Source organism: Pseudomonas sp. C2.3V, from assembly GCF_058536325.1.
The window spans coordinates 3,725,766-3,750,000 of record NZ_JBZUBN010000001.1 but is presented as its reverse complement, the minus strand read 5'-3'; the positions used below and the strand labels follow the sequence as shown (position 1 = coordinate 3,750,000).

19 protein-coding genes, 3 tRNA genes and 2 rRNA genes are annotated in these 24,235 nt (G+C 54.3%); 15 read left to right on the top strand and 9 right to left on the bottom strand.

Going from position 1 to position 24,235, the window contains the following annotated elements:
- Window positions 1–58: 58 nt before the first annotated feature.
- From AC4LF3_RS17775 to AC4LF3_RS17745, 7 genes are all read left to right on the top strand, one after another.
- A tRNA-Ile gene (locus tag AC4LF3_RS17775) sits at window positions 59–135 on the top strand.
- 6 nt (window positions 136–141) lie between these two features.
- Window positions 142–217 (top strand) — tRNA-Ala (locus AC4LF3_RS17770).
- Window positions 218–465: 248 nt separating this feature from the next.
- A 23S ribosomal RNA gene (locus tag AC4LF3_RS17765) occupies window positions 466–3,356 on the top strand.
- Between the two features lie 119 nt (window positions 3,357–3,475).
- Window positions 3,476–3,591 (top strand): 5S ribosomal RNA (gene rrf, locus AC4LF3_RS17760).
- A 130-nt stretch (window positions 3,592–3,721) separates the two neighbouring features.
- A complete protein-coding gene (locus AC4LF3_RS17755) occupies window positions 3,722–4,381 on the top strand; it encodes a paraquat-inducible protein A (RefSeq protein WP_404628268.1) in 660 nt (219 codons plus the stop codon).
- Window positions 4,368–4,976: a paraquat-inducible protein A gene (locus tag AC4LF3_RS17750; protein ID WP_491836071.1), complete on the top strand. Its 609-nt coding sequence runs from the start codon at window positions 4,368–4,370 to the stop codon at window positions 4,974–4,976. The genes AC4LF3_RS17755 and AC4LF3_RS17750 overlap by 14 nt, the downstream gene beginning before the upstream one ends.
- Window positions 4,969–7,260, top strand: a complete 2,292-nt coding sequence (locus AC4LF3_RS17745; RefSeq protein WP_491836070.1) for a PqiB family protein — start codon at window positions 4,969–4,971, stop codon at window positions 7,258–7,260. Before AC4LF3_RS17750 ends, AC4LF3_RS17745 begins: the two co-directional genes overlap by 8 nt.
- An 11-nt stretch (window positions 7,261–7,271) precedes the next feature.
- On the opposite strand, the gene mksF is transcribed toward AC4LF3_RS17745, so the two are convergent.
- Genes mksF through mksB form a run of 3 tightly spaced genes read right to left on the bottom strand, consistent with a single transcriptional unit; the run spans window position 7,272 to window position 12,023 of the window.
- Entirely contained in the window at window positions 7,272–10,103 is a 2,832-nt protein-coding gene (mksF, locus tag AC4LF3_RS17740) for an Mks condensin complex protein MksF (RefSeq protein ID WP_491836069.1), read from the bottom strand.
- On the bottom strand, window positions 10,100–10,771 hold the full coding sequence (gene mksE, locus AC4LF3_RS17735) for an Mks condensin complex protein MksE (RefSeq protein WP_010795947.1): 672 nt from the start codon (window positions 10,769–10,771) through the stop codon (window positions 10,100–10,102). The genes mksF and mksE overlap by 4 nt, the downstream gene beginning before the upstream one ends.
- Complete coding sequence (mksB, locus tag AC4LF3_RS17730; protein WP_289927203.1) at window positions 10,761–12,023, bottom strand: Mks condensin complex protein MksB; 1,263 nt, start codon at window positions 12,021–12,023, stop codon at window positions 10,761–10,763. The genes mksE and mksB overlap by 11 nt, the downstream gene beginning before the upstream one ends.
- 215 nt (window positions 12,024–12,238) lie before the next feature.
- On the opposite strand from mksB, the gene AC4LF3_RS17725 reads away from it, so the two are divergent.
- Complete coding sequence (locus AC4LF3_RS17725; protein WP_150348568.1) at window positions 12,239–13,003, top strand: energy transducer TonB; 765 nt, start codon at window positions 12,239–12,241, stop codon at window positions 13,001–13,003.
- The gene (gene rimI, locus AC4LF3_RS17720) at window positions 13,000–13,452 is read left to right on the top strand and encodes a ribosomal protein S18-alanine N-acetyltransferase (protein ID WP_010795944.1); all 453 of its coding nucleotides are present in this window, start codon (window positions 13,000–13,002) and stop codon (window positions 13,450–13,452) included. The genes AC4LF3_RS17725 and rimI overlap by 4 nt, the downstream gene beginning before the upstream one ends.
- An 8-nt stretch (window positions 13,453–13,460) precedes the next feature.
- On the opposite strand, the gene AC4LF3_RS17715 is transcribed toward rimI, so the two are convergent.
- On the bottom strand, window positions 13,461–13,991 hold the full coding sequence (locus AC4LF3_RS17715) for a hypothetical protein (RefSeq protein ID WP_010795943.1): 531 nt from the start codon (window positions 13,989–13,991) through the stop codon (window positions 13,461–13,463).
- A gap of 162 nt (window positions 13,992–14,153) precedes the next feature.
- On the opposite strand from AC4LF3_RS17715, the gene otsB reads away from it, so the two are divergent.
- Entirely contained in the window at window positions 14,154–14,921 is a 768-nt protein-coding gene (otsB, locus tag AC4LF3_RS17710) for a trehalose-phosphatase (protein WP_407363411.1), read from the top strand.
- Window positions 14,922–14,923: 2 nt separating this feature from the next.
- Complete coding sequence (gene otsA, locus AC4LF3_RS17705) at window positions 14,924–16,342, top strand: alpha,alpha-trehalose-phosphate synthase (UDP-forming) (RefSeq protein ID WP_010795941.1); 1,419 nt, start codon at window positions 14,924–14,926, stop codon at window positions 16,340–16,342.
- A 103-nt stretch (window positions 16,343–16,445) separates the two neighbouring features.
- Here otsA and AC4LF3_RS17700 read toward each other — a convergent pair.
- A tRNA-Met gene (locus tag AC4LF3_RS17700) sits at window positions 16,446–16,522 on the bottom strand.
- 235 nt (window positions 16,523–16,757) lie between these two features.
- On the opposite strand from AC4LF3_RS17700, the gene AC4LF3_RS17695 reads away from it, so the two are divergent.
- The 3 genes from AC4LF3_RS17695 (at window position 16,758) to AC4LF3_RS17685 (ending at window position 18,734) form a co-directional block, all read left to right on the top strand.
- The gene (locus tag AC4LF3_RS17695) at window positions 16,758–16,982 is read left to right on the top strand and encodes a DUF2188 domain-containing protein (protein ID WP_019366419.1); all 225 of its coding nucleotides are present in this window, start codon (window positions 16,758–16,760) and stop codon (window positions 16,980–16,982) included.
- A gap of 375 nt (window positions 16,983–17,357) precedes the next feature.
- Window positions 17,358–17,618 carry a DUF2790 domain-containing protein gene (locus AC4LF3_RS17690; protein WP_244322537.1) on the top strand — a complete coding sequence of 87 codons (261 nt, stop codon included), beginning with the start codon at window positions 17,358–17,360 and terminating at the stop codon, window positions 17,616–17,618.
- A gap of 336 nt (window positions 17,619–17,954) precedes the next feature.
- A complete protein-coding gene (locus AC4LF3_RS17685) occupies window positions 17,955–18,734 on the top strand; it encodes an SGNH/GDSL hydrolase family protein (protein ID WP_010795938.1) in 780 nt (259 codons plus the stop codon).
- Between the two features lie 46 nt (window positions 18,735–18,780).
- Here the strand turns inward: AC4LF3_RS17685 and AC4LF3_RS17680 are convergent, their stop codons facing one another.
- Window positions 18,781–19,827 carry an SDR family oxidoreductase gene (locus AC4LF3_RS17680; protein ID WP_491836068.1) on the bottom strand — a complete coding sequence of 349 codons (1,047 nt, stop codon included), beginning with the start codon at window positions 19,825–19,827 and terminating at the stop codon, window positions 18,781–18,783.
- A gap of 291 nt (window positions 19,828–20,118) precedes the next feature.
- Here AC4LF3_RS17680 and AC4LF3_RS17675 point away from each other — a divergent pair, with 291 nt between their 5' ends.
- Window positions 20,119–21,444, top strand: a complete 1,326-nt coding sequence (locus AC4LF3_RS17675; RefSeq protein WP_491836067.1) for an APC family permease — start codon at window positions 20,119–20,121, stop codon at window positions 21,442–21,444.
- Between the two features lie 50 nt (window positions 21,445–21,494).
- On the opposite strand, the gene AC4LF3_RS17670 is transcribed toward AC4LF3_RS17675, so the two are convergent.
- The 3 genes from AC4LF3_RS17670 to AC4LF3_RS17660 all read right to left on the bottom strand — a co-directional run bounded on the left by AC4LF3_RS17670 (window position 21,495) and on the right by AC4LF3_RS17660 (window position 24,217).
- Entirely contained in the window at window positions 21,495–21,737 is a 243-nt protein-coding gene (locus tag AC4LF3_RS17670; protein WP_010795935.1) for a hypothetical protein, read from the bottom strand.
- A gap of 146 nt (window positions 21,738–21,883) precedes the next feature.
- Window positions 21,884–22,186, bottom strand: coding sequence for a hypothetical protein (locus AC4LF3_RS17665; protein ID WP_010795934.1), 303 nt, complete (start codon window positions 22,184–22,186; stop codon window positions 21,884–21,886).
- Window positions 22,187–22,372: 186 nt separating this feature from the next.
- Complete coding sequence (locus AC4LF3_RS17660) at window positions 22,373–24,217, bottom strand: S9 family peptidase (protein WP_491836066.1); 1,845 nt, start codon at window positions 24,215–24,217, stop codon at window positions 22,373–22,375.
- Between the last annotated feature and the right edge of the window lie 18 nt (window positions 24,218–24,235).

The window sequence follows — 24,235 nt, the reverse complement described above, 5'->3', positions numbered from 1 at the left end:
TGCTTGATTCACTGAAATAAAGACGCGAGATGAGTCAAGACTCAAGCGTTAGACGATTGGGTCTGTAGCTCAGTTGGTTAGAGCGCACCCCTGATAAGGGTGAGGTCGGCAGTTCGAATCTGCCCAGACCCACCAATCGATGGGGCCATAGCTCAGCTGGGAGAGCGCCTGCTTTGCACGCAGGAGGTCAGGAGTTCGATCCTCCTTGGCTCCACCATCTAACACCGCGTTAAAGCTCAGAACTGAGTGCTTACCCCCCCCCCTAAGGGTTGGGTTGGAGCATTGACTTCTGAACTTTGTTTTCAGACTGTTCTTTAAAAATTTGGGTATGTGATAGAAGTACGAACACATAGGCTGTTTCACTGCAGACTATGTGGTCAAGGTAAATTTGCGAGTTCAAGCGCAAGTTTTCGGCGAATGTCGTGTTCCAAACCAAACATAACTTCAGATTCTTTGGGGTTATATGGTCAAGTGAATAAGCGCATACGGTGGATGCCTTGGCAGTCAGAGGCGATGAAAGACGTGATAGCCTGCGATAAGCTTCGGGGAGTCGGCAAATAGACTGTGATCCGGAGATCTCTGAATGGGGGAACCCACCTGACATAAGTCAGGTATCTCACACTGAATCCATAGGTGTGAGAGGCGAACCAGGGGAACTGAAACATCTAAGTACCCTGAGGAAAAGAAATCAACCGAGATTCCCTAAGTAGTGGCGAGCGAACGGGGACTAGCCCTTAAGCTCAATTGATTTTAACCGAACGCTCTGGAAAGTGCGGCCATAGTGGGTGATAGCCCCGTAGGTGAAAGGATCTTTTGAGTGAAATCGAGTAGGACGGCGCACGTGAAACGTTGTCTGAATATGGGGGGACCATCCTCCAAGGCTAAATACTACTGACTGACCGATAGTGAACCAGTACCGTGAGGGAAAGGCGAAAAGAACCCCGGAGAGGGGAGTGAAATAGAACCTGAAACCGTATGCGTACAAGCAGTGGGAGCCCACTTTGTTGGGTGACTGCGTACCTTTTGTATAATGGGTCAGCGACTTATATTCAGTGGCAAGCTTAACCGTATAGGGAAGGCGTAGCGAAAGCGAGTCTTAATAGGGCGTTTTAGTCGCTGGGTATAGACCCGAAACCGGGCGATCTATCCATGAGCAGGTTGAAGGTTAGGTAACACTGACTGGAGGACCGAACCCACTTCCGTTGAAAAGGCAGGGGATGACTTGTGGATCGGAGTGAAAGGCTAATCAAGCTCGGAGATAGCTGGTTCTCCTCGAAAGCTATTTAGGTAGCGCCTCATGTATCACTCTGGGGGGTAGAGCACTGTTTCGGCTAGGGGGTCATCCCGACTTACCAAACCGATGCAAACTCCGAATACCCAGAAGTGCAAGCATGGGAGACACACGGCGGGTGCTAACGTCCGTCGTGAAAAGGGAAACAACCCAGACCGTCAGCTAAGGTCCCAAAGTTGTAGTTAAGTGGTAAACGATGTGGGAAGGCTTAGACAGCTAGGAGGTTGGCTTAGAAGCAGCCACCCTTTAAAGAAAGCGTAATAGCTCACTAGTCGAGTCGGCCTGCGCGGAAGATGTAACGGGGCTCAAACTACACACCGAAGCTACGGGTTCATCGCAAGATGAGCGGTAGAGGAGCGTTCTGTAAGCCTGTGAAGGTGAGTTGAGAAGCTTGCTGGAGGTATCAGAAGTGCGAATGCTGACATGAGTAACGACAATGCGAGTGAAAAACTCGCACGCCGAAAGACCAAGGGTTCCTGCGCAACGTTAATCGACGCAGGGTGAGTCGACCCCTAAGGCGAGGCTGAAAGGCGTAGTCGATGGGAAACAGGTTAATATTCCTGTACTTCTAATTACTGCGATGGGGGGACGGAGAAGGCTAGGCCAGCTTGGCGTTGGTTGTCCAAGTTTAAGGCGGTAGGCTGACTGTTTAGGTAAATCCGGACAGTTAAGGCCGAGAGCTGATGACGACTCTTCTTATGAAGAGGAAGTGGTTGATGCCATGCTTCCAGGAAAAGCCTCTAAGCTTCAGGTAATTAGAAATCGTACCCCAAACCGACACAGGTGGTCGGGTAGAGAATACCAAGGCGCTTGAGAGAACTCGGGTGAAGGAACTAGGCAAAATGGCACCGTAACTTCGGGAGAAGGTGCGCCGGTGAGGGTGAAGGACTTGCTCCGTAAGCTCATGCCGGTCGAAGATACCAGGCCGCTGCGACTGTTTATTAAAAACACAGCACTCTGCAAACACGAAAGTGGACGTATAGGGTGTGACGCCTGCCCGGTGCCGGAAGGTTAATTGATGGGGTTAGCGCAAGCGAAGCTCTTGATCGAAGCCCCGGTAAACGGCGGCCGTAACTATAACGGTCCTAAGGTAGCGAAATTCCTTGTCGGGTAAGTTCCGACCTGCACGAATGGCGTAACGATGGCGGCGCTGTCTCCACCCGAGACTCAGTGAAATTGAAATCGCTGTGAAGATGCAGTGTATCCGCGGCTAGACGGAAAGACCCCGTGAACCTTTACTGTAGCTTTGCACTGGACTTTGAGCCTGCTTGTGTAGGATAGGTGGGAGGCTTTGAAGCGAGGACGCCAGTTCTCGTGGAGCCATCCTTGAAATACCACCCTGGCATGCTTGAGGTTCTAACTCTGGTCCGTTATCCGGATCGAGGACAGTGTATGGTGGGCAGTTTGACTGGGGCGGTCTCCTCCTAAAGAGTAACGGAGGAGTACGAAGGTGCGCTCAGACCGGTCGGAAATCGGTCGCAGAGTATAAAGGCAAAAGCGCGCTTGACTGCGAGACAGACACGTCGAGCAGGTACGAAAGTAGGTCTTAGTGATCCGGTGGTTCTGTATGGAAGGGCCATCGCTCAACGGATAAAAGGTACTCCGGGGATAACAGGCTGATACCGCCCAAGAGTTCATATCGACGGCGGTGTTTGGCACCTCGATGTCGGCTCATCACATCCTGGGGCTGAAGCCGGTCCCAAGGGTATGGCTGTTCGCCATTTAAAGTGGTACGCGAGCTGGGTTTAGAACGTCGTGAGACAGTTCGGTCCCTATCTGCCGTGGACGTTTGAGATTTGAGAGGGGCTGCTCCTAGTACGAGAGGACCGGAGTGGACGAACCTCTGGTGTTCCGGTTGTCACGCCAGTGGCATTGCCGGGTAGCTATGTTCGGAAAAGATAACCGCTGAAAGCATCTAAGCGGGAAACTTGCCTCAAGATGAGATCTCACTGGAGCCTTGAGCTTCCTGAAGGGCCGTTGAAGACTACAACGTTGATAGGTCGGGTGTGTAAGCGCTGTGAGGCGTTGAGCTAACCGATACTAATTGCCCGTGAGGCTTGACCATATAACACCCAAACAATCTGTTGTTTGGTAAAGACCAGCCGAAAGCTTGGTTGAACCGCAAAATACCGATCACATACCCATTCGGGGAAACGACTAGACACCGGTTCCCCACCCGAATTGCTTGACGACCATAGAGCGTTGGAACCACCTGATCCCTTTCCGAACTCAGAAGTGAAACGATGCATCGCCGATGGTAGTGTGGGGTTTCCCCATGTGAGAGTAGGTCATCGTCAAGCACCTATACCCAAAACCCCCAGGCCTAACGGCCCGGGGGTTTTGCTTTTGCGGCAGGAAAACTTCCCATATGCTGCTTATCACTGCCAGAATGATCGGCTGATGAATATATTTATCAGGTAATCTAGGCCGATGTCAGATCTTCTTAATCCACATCTATCACATGATCCTGATACGTTGATCGCTTGTCCTGAGTGTGATCTTTTAATGCAAAAGGTCACACTAGCAGTAGAAACTGAGCACAAGATATTGTGCTCAAGATGCGGCTATGAGCTTTATCACTTTAAAAGGCGAGTGGTTGATAAGGGGCTCGCTTTGGTCGTGACTGCTTTGCTTCTTTTTATACCTGCTAATTTCCTGCCCATCATGAAGCTTAAAATGTTCGGGCAACAGACATATGACACTGTCTGGAGTGCAGTCATAGCGCTCTATAAAGCAGACATGACGATCATTGCTTCACTTGTGCTCTCGTGTAGCCTATTTATTCCTCTCATTAAACTGATTTGTCAGTTGCTGGTCCTTATCAGCCTTAAGCGACCTTCAATCAGGTCAACAGGTATCTTATTGCTAAGGTGCTATCAGCATCTTCGTGAGTGGGGAATGTGGGAGATCTACTTGTTAGGCATCCTGGTTGCGATGGTCAAAGTTGGCGATGTAGCCGAATTAAGTCTGGGTGTGGGTTTGTTTTGCTTTACGGCTTTACTGCTTATCCAGGTCTGGCTGGACTCGCTTATGTCACCCCAGCAGTTATGGCAGGAAATAGAGGTGGAGTCTGGTCATGCGGGCCGTTGATCAAGGCCTATGGGTATGCCTTGAATGTCATAAGTTAAACAAGCCTGCCAACTCTTGCAGTCGTTGCGGAGCGGCTCTTTATCCCCGTGTTCCCAAGAGCATATCGAGGAGTTGGGCGCTACTGGTTGCCGCCGCTATCTGTTATGTTCCGGCAAATCTTTTGCCCATCATGACGGTGAGCTATTTTGGCAAGGGCGAACCGTCAACCATCATCTCTGGCATCATTGACTTGATTAACAACGGGATGATTCCTATTGCTGCAGTCGTCTTTGTCGCCAGCATTATTGTCCCTACATTCAAACTTATTGGACTGGCCTGGCTGTTGATTTCCGTCCAGCGCAAAAGAGCAATGCGCGCTCGGCAGCGCATGTTTCTGTTCCGTTTTATCGAGTGGATTGGACGCTGGTCCATGCTTGATATCTTCGTAATCGCAATTTTGGTAACCCTGGTCAATTTCGGTAATTTTGCCAACGTGGATGCCAATCCCGGCGCGATCGCTTTCGCAGCTGTAGTAATTTTGACCATGCTTGCTGCAAAGACTTTTGATCCTCGATTGATCTGGGATCACGCCTGCTCAGAGGATAACGATGAGTGATTTGCCCCAGCCTGTAATACGTCCTGCCTCACGTTGGTCTGCCCTTTGGGTGTTACCACTGATTGCCTTGGCCATTGCTGCCTGGTTGGGGTGGAAGGCTTATAACGAGTCTGGAACGCAAGCCACGATCCGCTTTGATGATGGGGAAGGTATTAGTGTTGATCGAACAGAGGTGCTTTATAAAGGTATCTCTCTGGGTAAGGTAAGTCATATTAAGGTCGCAGAGGATAGCCGGGGAGTTATCGCTACGATCAATATCAACAAGGATGCCGAGAAATACCTGCGTTCTGAAACACGTTTCTGGCTGGTGAAACCCCGCGTGTCGTTAGCAGGTGTAACCGGCTTGGAAACCCTTGTCTCTGGGCAGTACATTGCAATTCAGCCTGGCGGCGGAGAGGCTGCACGGGATTTTGTGGCATTGCGCGATCCTCCACCATTAACCAGTAATTTGCCCGGCCTGCACCTTACGCTCAAAGCCGAACGATTAGGTTCTCTTATACAGGGTAGCCCTGTGTATTACAGGCAGTTGGAAGTTGGGCAGGTAGAAGGGTATCAGCTAGGCAGCGATCCTCGAGTTGTCGAGGTCAAGATTCATGTCCGTGAAGAATATGCGCACCTTGTCCGCAAACATACCCGCTTTTATAACGCCAGCGGTATCAGTGTTTCCGGTGGGCTTGACGGCTTCAAGGTGCATAGTGAGTCGATCATAAGTCTTGCGGCGGGCGGGATTGCCTTCTTCACGCCTGGAAACCATGAAGACAGTCCACCTACCAACAGCTCTCCTTTCAAGCTGTATAGCGATTATGAGGCTGCCGAGGCGGGTTACAAGGTGGTTCTGCATGTGCGCGATGTTGCAGGGCTTAATCCGGGACGCACGCCTGTCATGTTCAATGGTGTGCAAGTAGGTACCATGAAATCCTTGAGCATGAATGAGGACTATACCGGTGCTACTGCCGAGTTGATGATGGATCCTCGCACCGAATCGCTCATGAATGCGGGCAGTGAGTTCTGGACGGTCAAGCCTTCGATTTCACTGGCAGGCGTAACGGGAATCGAGGCATTGGTAAAAGGAAATTACCTTGCCGTGCGGTTTGCCAAGCACGGACGTCCCGCTCGCGAGTTCACGATTCGCTCCAAAGCGCCTCCATTGAACACAGATGCGCCTGGTCTGCACTTGGTTCTGTTCAGTGATCATTTGAATTCAATTGATATTGGAAGCCCAATTCTCTATCGGCAAATGCAAGTGGGAAGCGTGCAAAGCTATCAGCTGTCTCGCGATCAACAGAGGGTTGTTATCGGTATACATATCGAGCCTGAATACGCGTCTCTTATCAACTCTTCGACTCGCTTTTGGAATGCCAGCGGCGTGACGCTTACCGGTAATCTGAATGGTGTTCAGGTCAAAAGCGAGTCGCTGCAAACGTTGATTGCTGGCGGAATTGCATTTTCTACGCCGGATCTAAAAGCCAAACGTGTAGGTGATGCACATCGTTTTTCGCTGTTCAAGGATCAAGATGAGGCGATACGTAAAGGCACACTGATTGAGCTGCGTATGGATAACGGCGAAGGCATGAAGCCTGGAACTCCGCTTAATTTTCGTGGTTTGAAGGTGGGGCAGGTAGAAGATGTCGAGCTGGCAGATGACTTGGCCAGTGTAAGGGTCAAGGTTCGCGTGACCGACGCGGAAGACCGTATTGCCAGCTTGGGTGCTCAATTCTGGGTGGTAAAGCCCGAACTGGGGCTCTTGAGAACGGAGAATCTTGGTACGCTGGTAACCGGACGCTATATCGAAGTCTCACCAGCTGCTCATGCAGGTGTCGCCAAGACCCGTTTTGACGTTCTACCCGAGCCACCTAACACGTTGGACAAAGAGCCGGGGCTGCATCTGGTCCTCAGCGCTTCTCGACGTGGTTCGCTTAAGCCAGGCGTTGAGGTGAGCTATAAGGAAATACCGGTAGGCAAGGTTACGCGCCTGGAGTTGAGTAGCGAGGCCAACCGCGTGCTGGTACATATTCTGATCGAGCCACGTTATGCCCCATTAATACATGCCGGAACGCGGTTCTGGAATGCGAGTGGTGTTGCGGTGGATGCCAGCCTGTTTAGGGGCGTCAAGCTACGCAGCAACTCGTTTGAGGCTCTTCTGGAAGGCGGAATCGCCTTTGCCACGCCTGAACAGGATATGGGTAAGCAGGCCCTGCCAGGCCAGACGTTTGTTCTGTTTGATGAAGTAGAGCCTGAGTGGCAGGGCTGGTCGCCGAAGATCAAATTGGGTAACGCAAATTGAGAGGAACAGGCCTAAGCCTGTTCCTCTTCAAGCGTCTCCGTTATTGCAGGCGCGACCGATTCTTCCTTGCGATGAATGTATTTCCAGTCATCCTCATCGATATAAATACCATTCGGACTGTTGCCGCCCTCAAGGTCTATCGCCACGTGGGCGGCTACCTGAGGCTTTACGCTGGCCAGGATAGGTACGAAGCCTAGCTGGCGGCTCGTCTCGATCAGGGCCATCTGATTACGTTCGTCAATGTCCGCGGCTTCGTCGAGATAGTAGGGCAGACGTATGCGGCTGGCCTGTTCACGATCCATCAAGTGCAGGAGCAGGTACATGTTGGTCAGTGCCTTGATGGTCATGGTCGTGCCGTTTGAGGCTGCACCGTCAATATCGGTGTGAATAATCGGTTGGCCACCGACCTTGGTAATTTCAAAGGCCAGTTCGAACAGATCTTTCAGGCCCAGCTGGTTATGGTTGGCTGCAACCAGGCGAGCAAGATATTCCTTGGCCTCTTCGTTCTTGGCGTCCTGCTCGGCGCTTTGGGTAAGATCGAAAACAGAAAGCGTTTCGCCCTCTTCATATTGGCCTGCGCTGTGAATGATCTGATCGATGTGCTTGAGCGCGTCCTTGTTTGGTGCGAGAACAATGCGAAAGCTTTCCAGGTTCGAAACCTGGCGGCGGTTGATTTCTCGGTTGAAGAGTCCCAGCTGGTGCTCCAGGTTGTCGTAGTCGTTACGGATGTTGCGCAGCGTACGGGCAATATCGGTCACAGCGGCGCGACGAGCTTTGGCTAGCGTCAGTGCTTCGTCCTGGCGATGGGCGTAGGCATTGACGAGTAGGGTCAGTCGGCGCTCCGGGTCGTCTTCGTTGTCAAACTTGGCGACTCCTTTGAGGCGAACCTGGGCATAGAGGGCGTCGATTTGTGTATCGATACGCTGCAAGGCTTGCCAGGTGTCTTGATAGTCGTTAAGCAGGGGCAGCAGGTTATCCAGCGAGTCATCTACTGATTCCATGAAGGGAATTCCCTGGGGAAGATCGCTAGGAAGAAGCTGCCGGCGACGCAGGGAGTCGTCCAGGGTACGTTGCTTGGCTTCCAGATCGGCCAGTTGGCGTGCGATCAGCTGAAGCTTTACGGAAACCTGCTGAACACGTTCAGTAAATGCATCGCTTGAACGCTTGAGCTCGTCCTGGGAAGCTTCGAGTTGAGCCAGCTGCTCGAGTTTTTCAGCCTCCTGGGCAGCCAGCGTCTGATAGCGACGGAAGTCTTCCAAAGCTTTTTGAGCATCCAGTACTTCCTGATAGAGCTTATCGGACTGCGCCTTGCTCAAGACGCGATCAGCGGCAACGGCTTGCTGGGTCTTGAGCTGCTTGAGTTCGCGTTCCAGACGATCACGCTGGTCGCGTAGTGCAGCGCGGTCAGCTAGCGCCTGTAAGGTTGGAGGCTCAATGGAGGAAAGGTCTATCGAGAGGCCTGGAGCTTCGAAGCGCTCACCGTTGAAGCCATCCAGTACAGTGCTAAGTGTCTTCATCCATTGGGTATCATCCAGACGGACACCCTGTTCACCCAAAGGCAGGCTGAACAATGCGCCATTGAACAGGCGCATCAGCCGATCAACATCCTGCTGCGAAAACTCCTCACGCAGACGCGCATAGCTGTTGTTATCCGCGTGATCCAACTGCTGAGCGATCGATTTAAGACGCCTTTCAAGGTCACGGACACGCTCGTCAAGATCGCCACTGCTGAACTGTCTTGACTGAGACAGGGCGCCAGCCAGCTCATCATGCGCGTCTTTGGCAGCCATGAGGTTCTGCTCGAGCTGAGCGGCAGATTCAGCCAGGGCAAAGCGGTTCTTCAGGGCAGCCATCTCTCCCAGCCAACGCTGGATCTCGCTGAGCTGGCGCTCCAGACGCATCATTTCCTGGGTGCTGTTACGCTGAGTGTTCTGCAGGCGATCCTGTTCGCTGCGCAGGTGTTCGGCCTGGCTGACCAGCTCATCGCGGCGATCTTCGGAATAGGTTTGCCACGCACCGAGAAGTGCATCCAGCAGCGGCGAAAGGCGGTGCAGTTTACCGCGCAGCCGTTCGCGTTGCTGGACACCGTTGGCCAGCGCCTCTACCAGCGGGCCGGCTGCGACCAGAGCCTGATAGTCCTGTTCCATACGACGTACGTCACGGAAGGCTTCCTCAGTAGCGGCGATATAGTCGACGCTGCCGGAGCGCAGGCTGTGTTCGAAGGCATCGAGGAATAATTGCTTGAGCTTGGCCGCCGTGATTTCACGCATGTGGAGCAGGTTGATAAACAAGGCCCGGAAAGTCTTGAGGCTTTGTTCACTGGTGGAGCGCAGAGGAATCAGCGTCAGGTCCAGAGGAATGGAGGTATGGCCGCCAACCAGAAGACGCCTTAGTTCCTCGGGTTTGACCTCGTAAGCCTTAATGCCTTCTCGCTCCAGATTTTTGAACAGCTCGCGTTGCCTTAGGCAGGTGCCGTTTTTCTGGTAGTGAGCCAGATCCAGCTCGCCGGCGTAAGCAAAGAACTGGTGGCCAAAACCGCCTCCCGGCCCGCGGCCTACTACACCAATCACATGGGGGCCGTGGGGCAGAGAAAGCTCTACCAGGATATAACTGGTGTCGGTAGCGAAGTAAAACTTGCGTGATTGCTCGAGGTTGTACTTGCCAAAGCTCATGTCAGACATGCGTGCCAGGATAGGAAACTGAAGCGCATTAATTGAGGCGCTCTTGCCCAGGTTGTTGGCGCCGTAGACTGACAACGGATGTTCAAGCGGAAAAAGCCCCAGGCTGTAACCCGCTGTATTGAGCAGGGCAAAGCGGCGGATGCCGTAACGGGTCAGGCTCATGCGTCGGTCTCCTGGTAAGCGCGTTCTTCTGCGACGGCTCGGGCCAGCTCGTCCTCCTCATCAAGTGTCGTCAAGGCGTCGATATCGTCATCAAGCAATTCGGGGGCGGGCAAGGGCAGATCACTGTGGAGCGTGGCGGCCAGATCCCGGTCCTGCTGAACTGCCAGGCAGACGTCCAAAAAGCGGTGCATGGGCGGCAGGAAGCGATAGATACCGTTGTCTTCCGAGGCAAAGCCAAGCTGGGTCAGGCGTCGCAAGATTTTTTCCTCCAGCTCATCTTGCGTTTGTACTTCAGCCTGCAGGAACAGGTCTCGGTACTTTTCCAGCAGGGCCGGCAGTTCGTCACGACCTAAGCTGCCGCCATCCAGAACACTGAGCGGATCACGACCCTGATCCGCCAGATGCTCGACCATGATGAACGTGAACAGCGCCAAGCGCTGGGCCGTCTTGTTTACCTGGGCGCCCATTTGTTCAGGCACGAAGTAATAAAAACCACGTGTATCGCAAACAAGCTCGAAGCCCAGCGCCTTGAAGAGGGTTCGATAGGCATCCTGAAGGTTGGACAGTTGTGCGTATAGCTCGGGCTCGCGGCGGCTGATATGAAAGCCCTTGAGCAGCTCGCGGAAAATCGGCGCAAGCAAGGAGAGTTCAGTTAAATCAATGTGCATGGGTGGTGCTCGCAGTATCTCGGGCGGAGAGGGCGAAAGAGCACAGGCTGACCCGGTGCTCGGCAGTATCGTAATCACGGCGCGGCAGACGCTCGCGCTGGAAGCGGCTGTCGCGGGAGAGACGAGAGAACCAGTACAGGAGCTCGTCGGTGGCGCCTTCAGGCTCCTGTTCGAGTAGCCAGATCATGAGGTCCGGCATAGGCAGGGCATTTTCGCAGCGATCCAGCATTTCACGGGCGGTACGAGGTGCCTTGGGCTTCGTGGTTTCCTTGCGTGACTCGCTTGCCTTGGGAAATTGCGCTGGCTTGGGCTCGAAGCGTGCCAGGGCGTATACATAGCTTTCCACCTGAGAGGCTGTACCCAGGAAGACGCTCTGGGGGCGACTGAAGAGGGGAATAGCTGTCTGCGGAACGGCATCCAGACCTTTACGGCGTATAGCGGCCAACGCCAGGGCCGCGCCACGAGTAATGGCATTGTGGCGGCGGGCTTCTTCACGTAGCGGCAGTAGCAGCTCACGTGCACGGCGCAGCGAGAGTTGGGCCGTCGTCTGCATTTCAAGGATTCGGGCATGGGTGCGCAGCAGCAGATCATCATCGACCAGCTTTCCCAGGCGATGTTGCTCACCCATCAGGCGTAACAGGACGTGCTCGACCCGATTGACGCCTTTCTCGAAGATGCCATCGGCCGAGACGAGCTGAATCATGGGTTCGACATATTCGTCCCAGGTAGCCAGGACTTCGGCGTAACGCTGGCGCAACGGGATCTGACGATCACTGGTCTTGGCCCGCTCGGCGACCCCTACAAGGGCGTGCTCGTCGTTACTCAGCTTTTTCAGGACGTCCCGTACACGCATATCCAAAAGGCGCAGCTGTCGGGCCAGTTCATTGCTGTCCCGTGCTTCGAAAGCATCTTGGATATGAGCGGCAAGCCGTTCCAGGTGGCGCAGGTAGGCTTCTATTTCAAGGCATAGACCCAGGCGGTGTTCGCGGCGCAGGTAGGCCAGGAAATCATGAATCTGTGCGTTAAGCTCGAAACGGTTAGGGCTCTTGGCAACCGGGACCAGAATATCCAGGCGGATCCACGCATCGAGTAGTGCCGTGATATCGGCTGGCGTGCTGTCAGGTAGCTGGGCTCCAAGCCGGGTGCGGAGTTCTACAAGGCTCAGCGTGCCGCTGTCGAAGTGCTCGCACAGTGGGTCCAGCTGCGCCCAGTGTTCGGCAAGTGCGCGGAGAACGCGCTTGGGATCGATCATGACGGGGCCGTTTGCACAAAAGAGTCAATTGTACTGTATGGCCCTGGGCTAAAGGATCAGCTTTGACATGTGGTCGGCCAGTTTGCGTAATGAGTACGCTTTGGCCTTTCCGTCAGGTAGCAAGGCGCGCGATAATTGGTCTTTTTACAGCGTCCGCTGCGGCGCTGATCTATGATGAGCCGTATGACTTTTTTGTTGCTGACGGAATGCTGCCAATGATGGCCGAAGATCGGCGCCGCGCGTATCTGCGCGCCATGCAGATAGACGTCTGGCTGCCACGAACGACGCTGCCTTTTGCTGCACCTTCCCGTCCGGAATTGCTGGCATATGTCGATCCAACTGCCTTGCCCGAGGAGCCAGCACCGGCTGTCGCTCGGCCAGCCCCCAAGGTGGAGGCGCCGGCTGCAAAGCTGGTTCGACCGGAGCGTCCTGCTGTTTCTTCGGCCAAGGTCGCCACGCCGCCTGAGTCTGAATCTCGTCCTGAGCCGGTCAAGCGAGAAGCGCCGCCTCGCTTTTCCCTGCAATTACTGCGAGCCGGATCTTGCCTTCTGCTGGTCGATCTACCGGCAGGCGCTTCTCTGGCAGGACGCGATCCTGCCTATGTACTCCTCAGAAACATGCTGCATGCGGCTGGTCTGCCTGACAGGCCCCAGTCATTGGGTGAGCCTATTCGCTGGCCGTTACTGGCCAATGCAGCGCTTGATCAGGGGCCTGCCGAAGCGCGAACCTTTGTGCAGAGTGTTGTGGCCTCTCAACTGGAAACCGAAACCTGCGATTGCCTCTGGTTGGTAGGTAGCGCCGCCGCTCGCTTTGTTTCAAGCGATGATGTGAAAATCGAATGCCAGGAAATCCGACTGGATAGTCTCGGTTCTGCCTGGGTCATTCCGGGGCTTGAAGCCCTCATGGAGCAACCCCGCCTAAAAGCTGATGTATGGCGTGCCATGCAGCGTATCCGCCCCCGTTGGACAGATGTTAGATGAGCGATTCCATTCATTTTCGGCCGATGACCGAAGCCGATCTCAATGCTGTTCTCAAGATTGAATATGCTGCCTTTAGTCACCCATGGACACGCGGTATTTTTCTGGACGGCCTTAAGTCCTACAACTGCTGGGTAATGTTTGAAGGTGAGCAGCAAGTGGGACACGGTGTGATTAATGTCATTCTGGATGAGGCCCATCTGTTGAACATCACCGTGAAGCCGGAAAGCCAGGGTAAAGGCCTGGGTTACCAGCTCCTGGATCACCTTATGAAGCAGGCTCGCCTGGCAGATGCCAGAGAGTGCTTTCTTGAAGTTCGCGAAAGTAACCAAGCGGCCTATCGACTCTATGAACGCTATGGTTTCAATGAAATAGGCCGTCGTCGGGATTACTATCCTGCCGCCGGCGGGCGAGAAGACGCCCTGGTCATGGCGTGCACGCTGCTGGACTAAGCCAGGACTTAATGTCCTGGCTTCTTCTCGTTCAGATCAAAATCATCAGCAGGCTGCTCAATATCAAGGTCGGTTGCATCCAGGTCGGCTGAGTTCTCGGCACGGCGCTGGTCGGCCTCGTTGACTTCGTCCGGGTTACCGTCCCATTTTTCACCATCCAACGGCAAGACGCGGCCCATTTCGGCTTCGTCCATGCCAACGCCACCGCCGATGTCCCTGTCACTGACTACGGTCAGCTCCTTGTCGACAGGCCATGCATCACCATATTCATTCGGATTACGTGCGCCTGAGTCGTCCAACAAGGTTTCAGGCGTCATGTCATCCAGAGTGACGTGGTGATCGGCTGTTTCGCCTTCCGTCATGCCCGCTTCACTGACGCGCTCCGGGGGAAACTGGCCTTCGTAGTCCTCTTCGGTCTGCTGGCCTCGGTCCTTGCCATGGAATAGCTCATCGTTGAAGTTCAATTCCTGCATGCCGCCCATGCGGTCTTCGTTATCGTCGATGGGCAGAGGGTCTCGGTTCATATCAGGCTTTTTCATAAGCGTCTCCTCAAGAGATTCGGCTATCCCATACAGTCGGGTCATGTTGGTGTGACCCCATTTAGGCGACGGGATTCCTTTTGTTCGCCTATGCTCGATCTGCCAAGGAGTTGTCGAAAACCCTTCGAACGATGATGAAAATTCACAGTCAGAGCGTACATGATGAATTCAGAGATCGAATTACCCGTACCTCTTCAGCGCTGCGCTTTTTTTCTCGACTTGGACGGAACGCTTGCTGCCCTACAGCCCCGCCCGGAGCAGGTTTTTATTCCTGAAAAAACGCTTTCTTCAATTCATACGCTTACCCAGGCAGGCATACCTGTCGCGGTAGTGTCTGGACGCCGAATCGATGATATCGATCATCTGGTCAAGCCGTTGCAATTGCCAGCTGGAGGCATTCATGGTGCCGAGCGCCGCGATTATTCAGGCCGGATGCATCGTCTGGCGCTCGACGCTGATCTGCTGGCGTGCGTAGGCGCAGAGCTTGGCGCTGCCATTGAATCGCATCCTACGCTCTATCTGGAAAGCAAAGGCATGGCGTTTGCGCTGCATTATCGTCAGGCGCCTGAGCTGGAAGATGAAGCGCGGCGGATTGCCGAAACCCTGGTTGAGCGTTATCCGCAGCAGCTGACGTTGCAGCCCGGCAAAAGCGTGTTTGAACTTAAGCCTAAAGGCGCGAGTAAGGGCGCGGTGATACGTACCTTCATGCGTGAGGCACCCTTCGATGGACGAGTCCCTGTCTTTCTCGGTGACGACCTGACCGACGAGGCTGGCTTTGAAGTCATCAATGAAATGGGAGGCCTTTCCATCAAAATCGGAGAAGGCTCGACTGTGGCGCAGCAACGACTGGAGTCGGTCGAGGCTGTGGCCGATTGGCTGTGCGGCCTGGCAGAACAAGCCGGTAACGCACGCGTAGAACAAGAGGATTGAAGATGAGCCGTTTGGTGGTAGTTTCTAACCGTGTAGCACCCATTGAACCGGGAAAGGCTCCGTCGGGAGGATTGGCAGTAGGCGTGCTCGACGCATTGCGGCAGTCAGGCGGTATCTGGCTGGGCTGGAATGGCGATGTTTCCAATGAGGAAGTGCCGCCCGGCAAGAACGAGACACACGATAACATCACCTATCATACCTTCGCGCTCAACAAGCGTGACTATGATCAGTATTACCGCGGCTTCGCCAATGCAACGCTGTGGCCGGTTTTTCACTATCGTGTCGATCTCTCGCGCTACAGCCGGGAAGAGTACGATGGTTACCGTCGCGTCAACGCAGCTATGGCAGAGCGTCTCAAGCCTCTGTTAAAGCCTGACGATATCATTTGGGTGCATGATTACCACCTGATTCCCTTTGCGGAAGCCTGTCAGATGATCGGTATCCGCAACCGTATCGGGTTCTTCCTGCACACACCGTTCCCGGCGCCTGAAATCCTGACAGCCATTCCGCCGCACAATGAGCTGCTCAAGACGTTGTGCTTCTATGATGTGGTGGGCTTTCAGACGGAAACGGACAAGCTGGCATTCCAGGATTACATTACACGCGAAGTTCGTGGCGTGCTGGAGAGCGATGGCAGCCTTACGGCGTATGGCCATAACTTCCGTGCTGAGGTCTATCCGATCGGTACTGTACCGGACGATATTATCAAGCAGGCCGAATCCTACCGCGCACGCCGTAACTTCATCTCGCGCAGTATCGAAGGTGTGCCTTATAAGACGATTGTCAGCGTGGACCGTCTTGATTATTCAAAAGGGCTGGTGGAGCGCTTTTGCGCTTATGAAAAGCTTTTGGAACGGTTTCCTGAGCACCGCAAGCGGGTGCAGTTTGTCCAGATCGCACCGACTTCTCGCTCCGATGTGAAAACCTATCAGCATATTCGTCAACAGCTTGAGTCCCAGGCGGGCCATATCAATGGTCGCTTCTCCGAGCTGGATTGGACACCGATTCGTTATCTGAACAAGAGCTATGACCGCCGTACCGTCATGGGGCTGTTCCGCTCTGCAGATATTGGTCTGGTAACGCCGCTGCGAGATGGTATGAATCTGGTAGCCAAAGAATATGTGGCTGCGCAGGATCCAGAAGATCCTGGCGTATTGGTACTCTCGCGTTTTGCAGGGGCAGCCCGTGAGCTCAACTCGGCGCTTATTGTGAACCCTTACGATGTGGTGGGCATGGCCGAAGCCCTTGATCGCGCCATTAGTATGCCGCTACAGGAGCGTAAGGATCGCTATGAGGACATGATGCGGATTATCCGCAAGAATGATCTGGCCTCCTGGCGTGACAAGTTCCTCAAGGATTTGCGGGCGGTAAAGGCCAGGCCTGTAGCTAACCTGCGTGCAGTAGGAGCTACAGGCGCTTAAGTGGCAAAGGCTTAAAAAGGCCCGCAATGTAGCGGGCTTTTTTATGGAAATTTTTCGCAGGCAATAAAAAAGGGTCTAGCCGAAGCTAGACCCTAGAAATAGGTGGTGGCTACGCAGGGACTTGAACCCCGGACCCCAGCATTATGAATGCTATGCTCTAACCAGCTGAGCTACGTAGCCATCCGAGGCGCGCATTATTCTTTCTCCAAAGCCCTGTGTCAACCCCTCTTTTTCATTTAATTGCTTAAAAACTAACGTTTTTTTATGAATGAGCGACTGCATTGGTAAAAGCGCCTGGAAAGGCGCTTTCGTTTAGGTCCGATAATGGCAGTGTGTTAAGCAAACTTTGTTCAGGTCGTAGCAGTCCTTAACAGAAGCGTCTTCTAAAGGCGTATTTCTAGACCAGGAGAAAGCAATGGATAACTATCACGTCACCAAAGGCGACAAGGGCTGGGAGCTGAAAAAGGAAGGCGCAACCCGTGCCTCCAAAAGTGCTGAGACCAAGGCGCAGCTCGTAGAGCAGATGCATGAGTTTTTTGAGGGAAAGACGGCGTCAGTCAAAATTCACAAGGTAGATGGCACCCTTGAGGAGGAGCGTACCTATCCCCGTAGCGCCGATCCACGCAAGTCAAAAGGTTAGGGCAAGGGTGCCGTTGCGGCTATCAGTCAGGGGAGAGGCAACGGCGACTCCCGTGTATGTCCGGTCAAGGACGACTAGGGCTTCATGAGCTTGCCCCAATTGCCCTTTAGCATCTTTAAAGAATGAACTGTTTCTCAATTTGAAAGGGTGTTTAAACGGTATTGGCACTTAAAGACTATTCGTTACTTATTAGGCAATATTCATTTGTCCACTGGGCATTATATCTACAATGACTTTTCTGTAATCATTATGTCATCTCCCTGTGCTGCCCCGTTCCGATAATTAAAGAACAAACCCCGGACCTGTTTATAAGTAGGTATTCGCCTGCTTGTTTATCAGGGAGAAGGTAACTTTATAGTTGGAAGCGAGATGAAGATGAAAGGTTTGATTGTAGCTGCCCTTGTCCTTGCCAGCAGTTCCGTATTAGCTGACCAAATCCCCTCCGATGCCGCCAGCACGCCTGTTGTCGAGCATTACACGTATTCAGATCACCTGGATATCAAACGTGTCATCGACAGTCCCGATATCACCAGTTTCTGCGGTGTCCGTCCTGTACGCATGACATATGAAGACCATAATGACAAAATTCATGTAATGGAGTATCAGGTTTCGGGTTCTGGTTGCAATGATAATTAATAGAGTTATTTAATCTATTTGATGGTCAGATGTAATTTTTGATTTAATTTTATTTGATATTTTCTGATCAAAAGAGGTGCCTTGCATACTTGTTCAAGGCACCTCTTTTTGTTTTTGAATTAAAAAATAGTTTATTTAAACGGCACGCTTGACGAGCGCTTTACTCATCTGTTGAGGGACTTAGAAATACGCCCCTGCTTTCATAAACGTTTGTGTTGTGCGAGGTAACGCACGGTTACAGGCTAACAAAAGCAGGGTAATGCCTGTCAGAGTGAAGGCCTCGGTGGCATCGGTTGCCTCGAGGCGTTTCATTTTTAATGCGCAGAGAGGACACGCATGCGAATCAGCATTCGACAGATCACGATGCTCTTCCTTATGTTTCTGGCAGGTGCGGCATATGCTCAGGCTCAGCAGAGCCAGTCGGATCCAATTAGAATTCTGTTTGTAGGTAACAGCTATACCTATGTCAATGACTTGCCAGCCGTACTGAGTGAGATGTCCAGGCAAGGCAAGCAGGCCCGCCCGATCGAGACCAAGACACTGGCTTTCTCGGGCGCATCGCTTGAGCAGCATTGGACGAAAAAGGACGTTCAGCAGGCGTTGCAGGAGCAGAAGTGGGACTACGTCGTCTTGCAGGAGCACAGCATGTTGCCGGTCAAGAATCCAGACTTCATGTATAAGTATGCCCGGCTGATCGATGCTGAGGTCAAAAAGAACGGTGCCAAGACAATCCTGTACCTGACGTGGGCTCGCCAGAACGACCCGGCGATGCAGGCCAAGCTGGATAAGGCGTACACGACACTGGCCAATGAACTGGGTGCGCTGTTGGCGCCGGTGGGTCAGGCTTGGCAGACTGCTTTGGCGGAAAAGCCTCAACCATCGCTGTTCCTGCCTGACGGTAGCCATCCTTCTTTCACCGGCTCGTACATAGGCGCTTCGGTGTTTTATTCGCTGATCTACGGTCAGATGCCGCCCCAGCCTAGTGCAGCAGAGTCCAAGCGGCTGGAAAAGGCGAACGCAGGAGAGTTGCAGCAGGCTGCCTGGAAAGCAGTTCAGTCCTTGTCACCGGCATTGCGGACTTCACCGGACAAGGCAATGCACGCCTCGGCTCAGTAGCAGGGGGAAGGCTCGCCCAAGGAAAGCCCTGGGCGAGACCTATGACTCAAGGTATATATTTCTTTTCCTGTAGGCGCTTGATTGCGCCTATCAGGCAGTCTTCGGTGCTGACCGCTTCTGTAAAGCCTGCACGACGAATCTTGCCCATATCCGAGATCATGTCGAACTCGGTGTTGAAGACAAAATCGCCAAACTTCCAACCTACAAGCTTCTCATACGGTACGGATTCCAGCTGGTGCTGCTCAGCCAGTTTTTGCCAGTCGTCAGCCTTGCTCGGCATCTGTGTTGCCAGTGAGAAAGGCTGCGGATCGGCGACGTCCATATCCAGGGCTTCACCAATCTTGTACCAGAGCCGCTCCCAGCGGAACGGCTCGCCGACCAGGTTGAACGCTTCGTTGCGAGCGGCCGGATCCAGCGCCGCCCATACACTGGCTCGTGCCAGCCAGTGTGCATCGGTCAGCTGAGCCAAGACCCCACGATAGGCTTTCATCGAGCCCGGGAAGCGCAAGGGCACACCGGCTTGTTTACTCAGGGCTGCGAAGGCCCCGATGACCAGAGCGATGCTCATGGGATTGCCTGCAATATCACCCACCACCACATCAGGGCGCAGGATAGACCACTCGAATTCTCCCTGGGCGGCGCGCTCGCGCAGCAGGTCTTCCTGGGTGTAATAAAAATTAGGCGAGAGGTGGCGCGGGTCGTCCTCATAAAAAGGCGCCGCTGTTGGACCCAGGTGCACGCCGTAAACCTTGGCCCCCTGGTAGTGAACGACACGTTGGAGCTTAGCGCCGGCAGACTTCAGGCCGTCCAGTACATTGCGCAGCATGGCGCCATTAATGTCGGCTTCCTTGGCCAGGCTGCTATCAGGGCGTAACGCTGCATAAAAGACATGAGTTGTATCCCCCGCCTGGCTCAGCGCCTGGGCCGTAGCGTTGGCGTCAGTCAGATCAAGATCAATGGTTTCAACGTTCGGTACGAAGGTACGACGGACGGCGCGGACCCGCCATTCAGGATTTTCGGCCAGAGTTTCAACAACGGCATTACCGATGATGCCGCTTGCCCCAACGACCAGGGCAACCTTGGAAGCTGACATGTGCGTTCTCCACTAAATAGATAACAAGTTGGATGAGGTCTGTTTGACGTTACTAAGCTGATAACGCTCATCCCTACTTGGTTCCGAAAACCAATAGCATCCTAATGGATATATCGACAGGATATCGAACCGACAGCAACGTCATGCGGTCGATGAATGAAGCTTCAACACGTATTGCCAGTAGAGGCTTGGTTAGACGGAAGGGTTACAGCGGCGTGCAGTGAATGTCCTGTTCTGACCCGGACTTGCCAATTCACCTGTCAGAGCCTGACATTCATAGGAAGATTACATATGTCGACGTCTTCACCCGAGCCCGATACAAAACTGCGCCGCGCGATTACAGGTCCTTTGCTGCTGTTATTCATCCTCGGGGATGTGCTTGGGGCCGGGGTGTATGCACTGGCGGGGAAGATTGCAGGTGAGGTAGGCGGAGCCATCTGGGTGCCTCTGGTAGTGGCAATGGGATTTGCCATGTTGACGGCGGCCTCGTATGCAGAGCTCGTCACCAAATATCCAAAAGCTGGAGGCGCTGCGGTGTTTGCCGCACGGGCCTTCAAGCATCCCCTTGTGTCCTTTCTAGTGGGTTTTTCGATGTTGGCCGCCGGTGTCACGAGTGCTGCCGGCCTTTCCCTGGCCTTTGCGGGTGATTATCTCGGGGCGTTTATTCACGTTTCGCCCACGTTGACAGCACTGGTCTTTCTAACGCTGGTGGCTCTGCTCAATGCGCGTGGGATCAAGGAGTCGCTTAATGCCAATCTGGTCATGACACTGATCGAGCTGTCGGGACTTTTATTGGTCGTTATTCTGGCCGCGTTGTATGTAAGTCATGGGCAGGGAGAGCCGGCGCGGGTTCTTCAATTTGCCGAGGATACTTCTCCACCGCTGGCGGTATTGGGCGCTGCGCTGCTCGCCTTCTATTCGTTTGTAGGGTTTGAAGTGTCGGCCAACATTGCCGAAGAAGTGAAAGATGTAAGACGTATTTACCCAAGGACCTTGTTCGGTGCGCTGCTGATCGCGGGCGTAATATATGTTCTGGTGGGGCTGGCGGCTTCCATCGTTTTATCACCTGCACAACTGGTGGAATCTTCTGCGCCGTTGCTGGACGTGGTTCGGGCAACCGGCTACGGCATACCCCCGCAGCTGTTTGCCGTGGCGGCCTTGCTGGCGGTTTCCAATGGCGCATTGTTGACCATGATCATGGCAAGCCGTCTAGCTTATGGCATGGCCGAGGAGGGGCTGCTGCCCCCAGTGCTGGGGCGTGTACTGCCGCGTCGGCGTACGCCCTGGGTAGCGATTATTGCCACAACGCTTGTAGCCATGGCGTTGACTGTTACAGGGACGTTGTCGGCTCTGGCCGAGACGGTTGTGCTCCTACTGCTTTTTGTATTCATGAGTACGAACGTGGCCGTTTTGGTGCTGCGCCGCGACAAGGTCGATCAGCCGCATTTCCGGACCCCTACGCTGGTGCCGTTGCTGGCGATCGTGTCGTGTCTGGTGCTTTTGAGTCAGCAGAGCGCGGAGACTTGGCTGCGTGCCGGCATTCTGCTCGGGATCGGCGTGGTGCTTTATTTCGTAACGCGTGCTCATTCGACACGTGAAGCGGCGGATGTTGTGTAAGACAAGGTCTTTGCAGGCCGGGCACGACCTGCAGGAACGTGTGATATGCGTTAAAAAATCCAGCGTTGCGGGCGCTGATGCATATTGGCGCTGGCAGGTCTCCAGGGGCGAACGGAAAGTTCGGCCTGTGTGGCGGAGCTGGGCAGTGCAGCAGGTGCGTTGGGGTAGGCAGACAGGTTAGTGGTAAGCGTGGGTGAAGGTTGCGCCTGGGTTTCGTGTCCTAGAAACCAGGCGGCAACCACCAGCAGGGAAACAGCAAGACAAGATGCGGTACGGCTATGCAGGGAGTCCATTCCTTGGCTCTCACAGAGGATAATCAACCGCCTAAATCATATCGGGTAAGTTCATCTGTGAAGCCCTGGATGCCAACTTTATTGCAAAACCGGGCGAACTCTCACATCGGTATGTTGCATGGTTGGCACATGGGAGGCGTACCTCTTCAACTCGGGCGCAAGGTGCCTCGAAGGTGCTGACAGAATTCAATGACCTCATGAGCTCGCATGTGGTTGGATGAGTCTTCCGTCTGCCGCACGGCGGCCGTAATCATCGATTCGATGTTCTGGATATGAATCAGCTTGAGGTCGCTGCTCATATTGCCCAGTTCGATCAACTCCGCAATTCGGTTCTCAGAGCGGGTCAACAAGCGTTCGACAACATCAAGGCTCTCATCAAGCTCGTTTTTGACAGGGGAGGCGTAGAGGTAATCGGTGAGGGTGGGAGCAGGGCGGACTTGCGGTTCCATCGCGGGGTTCCTCATGTGACCTGTGCAGGAATATGGCACGCTCGAGGCAAGATGTATCGCTACTGGCACTTAGGCGCAAGAGCCTGACCTCGTCCAAGAGACGAGTGGTTTATACCGTCGTCGGTTGGTGTGCTGCAAGCGTCAAGGAGGCGGCTTCCAGCAGCGAAGCGCCGAAAGCCGCCTGTATCAGGCGTTCTGATCGATCACACTGCGGTAGAACAGCCATTCATGTTCAAGGGCATGGGCCTGGTTCTTGGCCTGCCTGAAACCATGGCGTTCGTTGGGGTAGAAATAACCTTCGGCACGAATGCCGCGATCTTTGAGTGCATGAAGCATGGCCCGTGTCTGCTCCGGGACAACGACGGCGTCCAGCTCACCCTGGAAGAAGATGACCGGGACATCGATCGTGTCGGCATGCAGGAGAGGCGTCCGCGCCCGGTAACGCTCCGAATCCTTCTTAGGGTCGCCAATGAGCCAGTCCAGATAGTCGGCTTCGAATTTGTGGGTCACGCGAGCCAGAGCGGCCGGATCCGTTACGCCGTACAGGCTGGCGCCGCCGCAAAACACAGTATGGAACGCCAGCGCGCATAAAGCCGTATAGCCACCGGCGCTGCCGCCTCGGATAAAGGCGTGGGCCGGTTCGATCAATTCTTGCTCGGCCAGATAATCCACTACAGCGCAGGCATCTTCGACATCGGCCTCACCCCAGCGCAGGTGAAGCGCGTTGCGGTACTCCCGTCCGTAGCCGGTGCTGCCTCTGTAATTGAGATCGGCAACGGCAAAGCCGCGTTGTGTCCAGTACTGGATACGGGGATCGAAGACGGGGTAGCAGGCAGAAGTAGGGCCGCCATGAATGAATACTACCAGGGGGGGCTTGGCCTCTCCTGTCATGGCCGGGTAGAAAAAGCCGTGCGCTTCGCCATCGCCGCTGGGGTAACGTAGGGCCTTGGGTTGGCTGATGCGCTCGTTAGGCAATGGCGCAATACCGCCCGCCAGAATCTCGATGTTGCCATTCTGCCCGTTGATCTCAAGGATGCACGAGGGACGATTGGGCGCTGCGGCAATGCAATAGATGTATCCATCATGCAGGGCCAGGCTGCGAAAGCGGGTGAAGTCTTCCGCGAAGCGCAGCACTCGACCATCGGCCTCGCGTCTGCCCAGGTGGCCGAAGCCTTCTTCGAACCAGGTGGCGATGTAACGCTCGCCGCCCAGGCTGTACCAGCTTCTGCCGCCCAGCTGGAAGGGGGCGGCCGCATGATCGGCCTTGATGGCAGTCAGTCTGCTGACGCCTGAGGTGCATTCACCCCATGGTTGCCACCAGCCGTCACGGTCGGACAGGCAGTAGAGCTGGTCCTGTTCATCAAAACGGGGCTGTTGAATCGACTCCGGATCGCTGCCTGCAATGCAGACCGGCGCCTCCCATTGCCCATTGTCCAGGCGTTCGGCGCACATGAGGCGGGTGGAGGTCCATGGTTGGTGTGGGCGACTCCACTCGATCCAGGCCAGGCGCTTGCCGCTGGGGCTCAGCGTAGGCGAGGCGTAGAAATCAGCACCCTCGGCCAAGACCTGACGGTGGCTGTCTGCGAGGGAAATAGCGACAAGCCGGTGAATGACGGCCTCTTCCTCATGGGCTTCTTCCACCGCCATGATGAGGTTGGCTGCATAGTGCAGATCACCATAGCGGCGTTTACCCTGGGTCAATGCCACAGGTTGGCTGCCATCGAGTGGTTGACGGTAAAGCTGTTGATCCGAATCGTTGACGAAGACGGCCTCTGACTCGGTCAGGCAAAACGCGCCGCCTCCGTACTCATAAACGCGGCTGCGTGCACTGTAGCCATCCGGCGTCAGGCAGTGCGGTTTGCCATTATGCCAGCGCCATAGACGGCAGGCGCCGTCAGCAGGGTCATACTGATTCCAGAAAAGCCCCAGTGCCGATGCCTGTAGCTCGGCAAAATCGATGCCTGCCGCGACGGCCTGTTGAGCGGTAAAGGTGCCGTCTGCGTCTGTAGAAGCAGGGTGCTGGTAAGCCATGGCGCTTCTCCGTTGCTA

What these genes read in the sequence shown, in the direction of transcription:
- AC4LF3_RS17755 (WP_404628268.1), top strand. Translation starts at nt 3,722, where the DNA reads ATGTCAGATCTTCTTAATCCACATCTATCACATGATCCTGATACGTTG.
- AC4LF3_RS17750 (WP_491836071.1), top strand. Translation starts at nt 4,368, where the DNA reads ATGCGGGCCGTTGATCAAGGCCTATGGGTATGCCTTGAATGTCATAAG.
- AC4LF3_RS17745 (WP_491836070.1), top strand. Translation starts at nt 4,969, where the DNA reads ATGAGTGATTTGCCCCAGCCTGTAATACGTCCTGCCTCACGTTGGTCT.
- mksF (WP_491836069.1), bottom strand. Translation starts at nt 10,103, where the DNA reads ATGAGCCTGACCCGTTACGGCATCCGCCGCTTTGCCCTGCTCAATACA.
- mksE (WP_010795947.1), bottom strand. Translation starts at nt 10,771, where the DNA reads ATGCACATTGATTTAACTGAACTCTCCTTGCTTGCGCCGATTTTCCGC.
- mksB (WP_289927203.1), bottom strand. Translation starts at nt 12,023, where the DNA reads ATGATCGATCCCAAGCGCGTTCTCCGCGCACTTGCCGAACACTGGGCG.
- AC4LF3_RS17725 (WP_150348568.1), top strand. Translation starts at nt 12,239, where the DNA reads ATGATGGCCGAAGATCGGCGCCGCGCGTATCTGCGCGCCATGCAGATA.
- rimI (WP_010795944.1), top strand. Translation starts at nt 13,000, where the DNA reads ATGAGCGATTCCATTCATTTTCGGCCGATGACCGAAGCCGATCTCAAT.
- AC4LF3_RS17715 (WP_010795943.1), bottom strand. Translation starts at nt 13,991, where the DNA reads ATGAAAAAGCCTGATATGAACCGAGACCCTCTGCCCATCGACGATAAC.
- otsB (WP_407363411.1), top strand. Translation starts at nt 14,154, where the DNA reads ATGAATTCAGAGATCGAATTACCCGTACCTCTTCAGCGCTGCGCTTTT.
- otsA (WP_010795941.1), top strand. Translation starts at nt 14,924, where the DNA reads ATGAGCCGTTTGGTGGTAGTTTCTAACCGTGTAGCACCCATTGAACCG.
- AC4LF3_RS17695 (WP_019366419.1), top strand. Translation starts at nt 16,758, where the DNA reads ATGGATAACTATCACGTCACCAAAGGCGACAAGGGCTGGGAGCTGAAA.
- AC4LF3_RS17690 (WP_244322537.1), top strand. Translation starts at nt 17,358, where the DNA reads ATGAAAGGTTTGATTGTAGCTGCCCTTGTCCTTGCCAGCAGTTCCGTA.
- AC4LF3_RS17685 (WP_010795938.1), top strand. Translation starts at nt 17,955, where the DNA reads ATGCGAATCAGCATTCGACAGATCACGATGCTCTTCCTTATGTTTCTG.
- AC4LF3_RS17680 (WP_491836068.1), bottom strand. Translation starts at nt 19,827, where the DNA reads ATGTCAGCTTCCAAGGTTGCCCTGGTCGTTGGGGCAAGCGGCATCATC.
- AC4LF3_RS17675 (WP_491836067.1), top strand. Translation starts at nt 20,119, where the DNA reads ATGTCGACGTCTTCACCCGAGCCCGATACAAAACTGCGCCGCGCGATT.
- AC4LF3_RS17670 (WP_010795935.1), bottom strand. Translation starts at nt 21,737, where the DNA reads ATGGACTCCCTGCATAGCCGTACCGCATCTTGTCTTGCTGTTTCCCTG.
- AC4LF3_RS17665 (WP_010795934.1), bottom strand. Translation starts at nt 22,186, where the DNA reads ATGGAACCGCAAGTCCGCCCTGCTCCCACCCTCACCGATTACCTCTAC.
- AC4LF3_RS17660 (WP_491836066.1), bottom strand. Translation starts at nt 24,217, where the DNA reads ATGGCTTACCAGCACCCTGCTTCTACAGACGCAGACGGCACCTTTACC.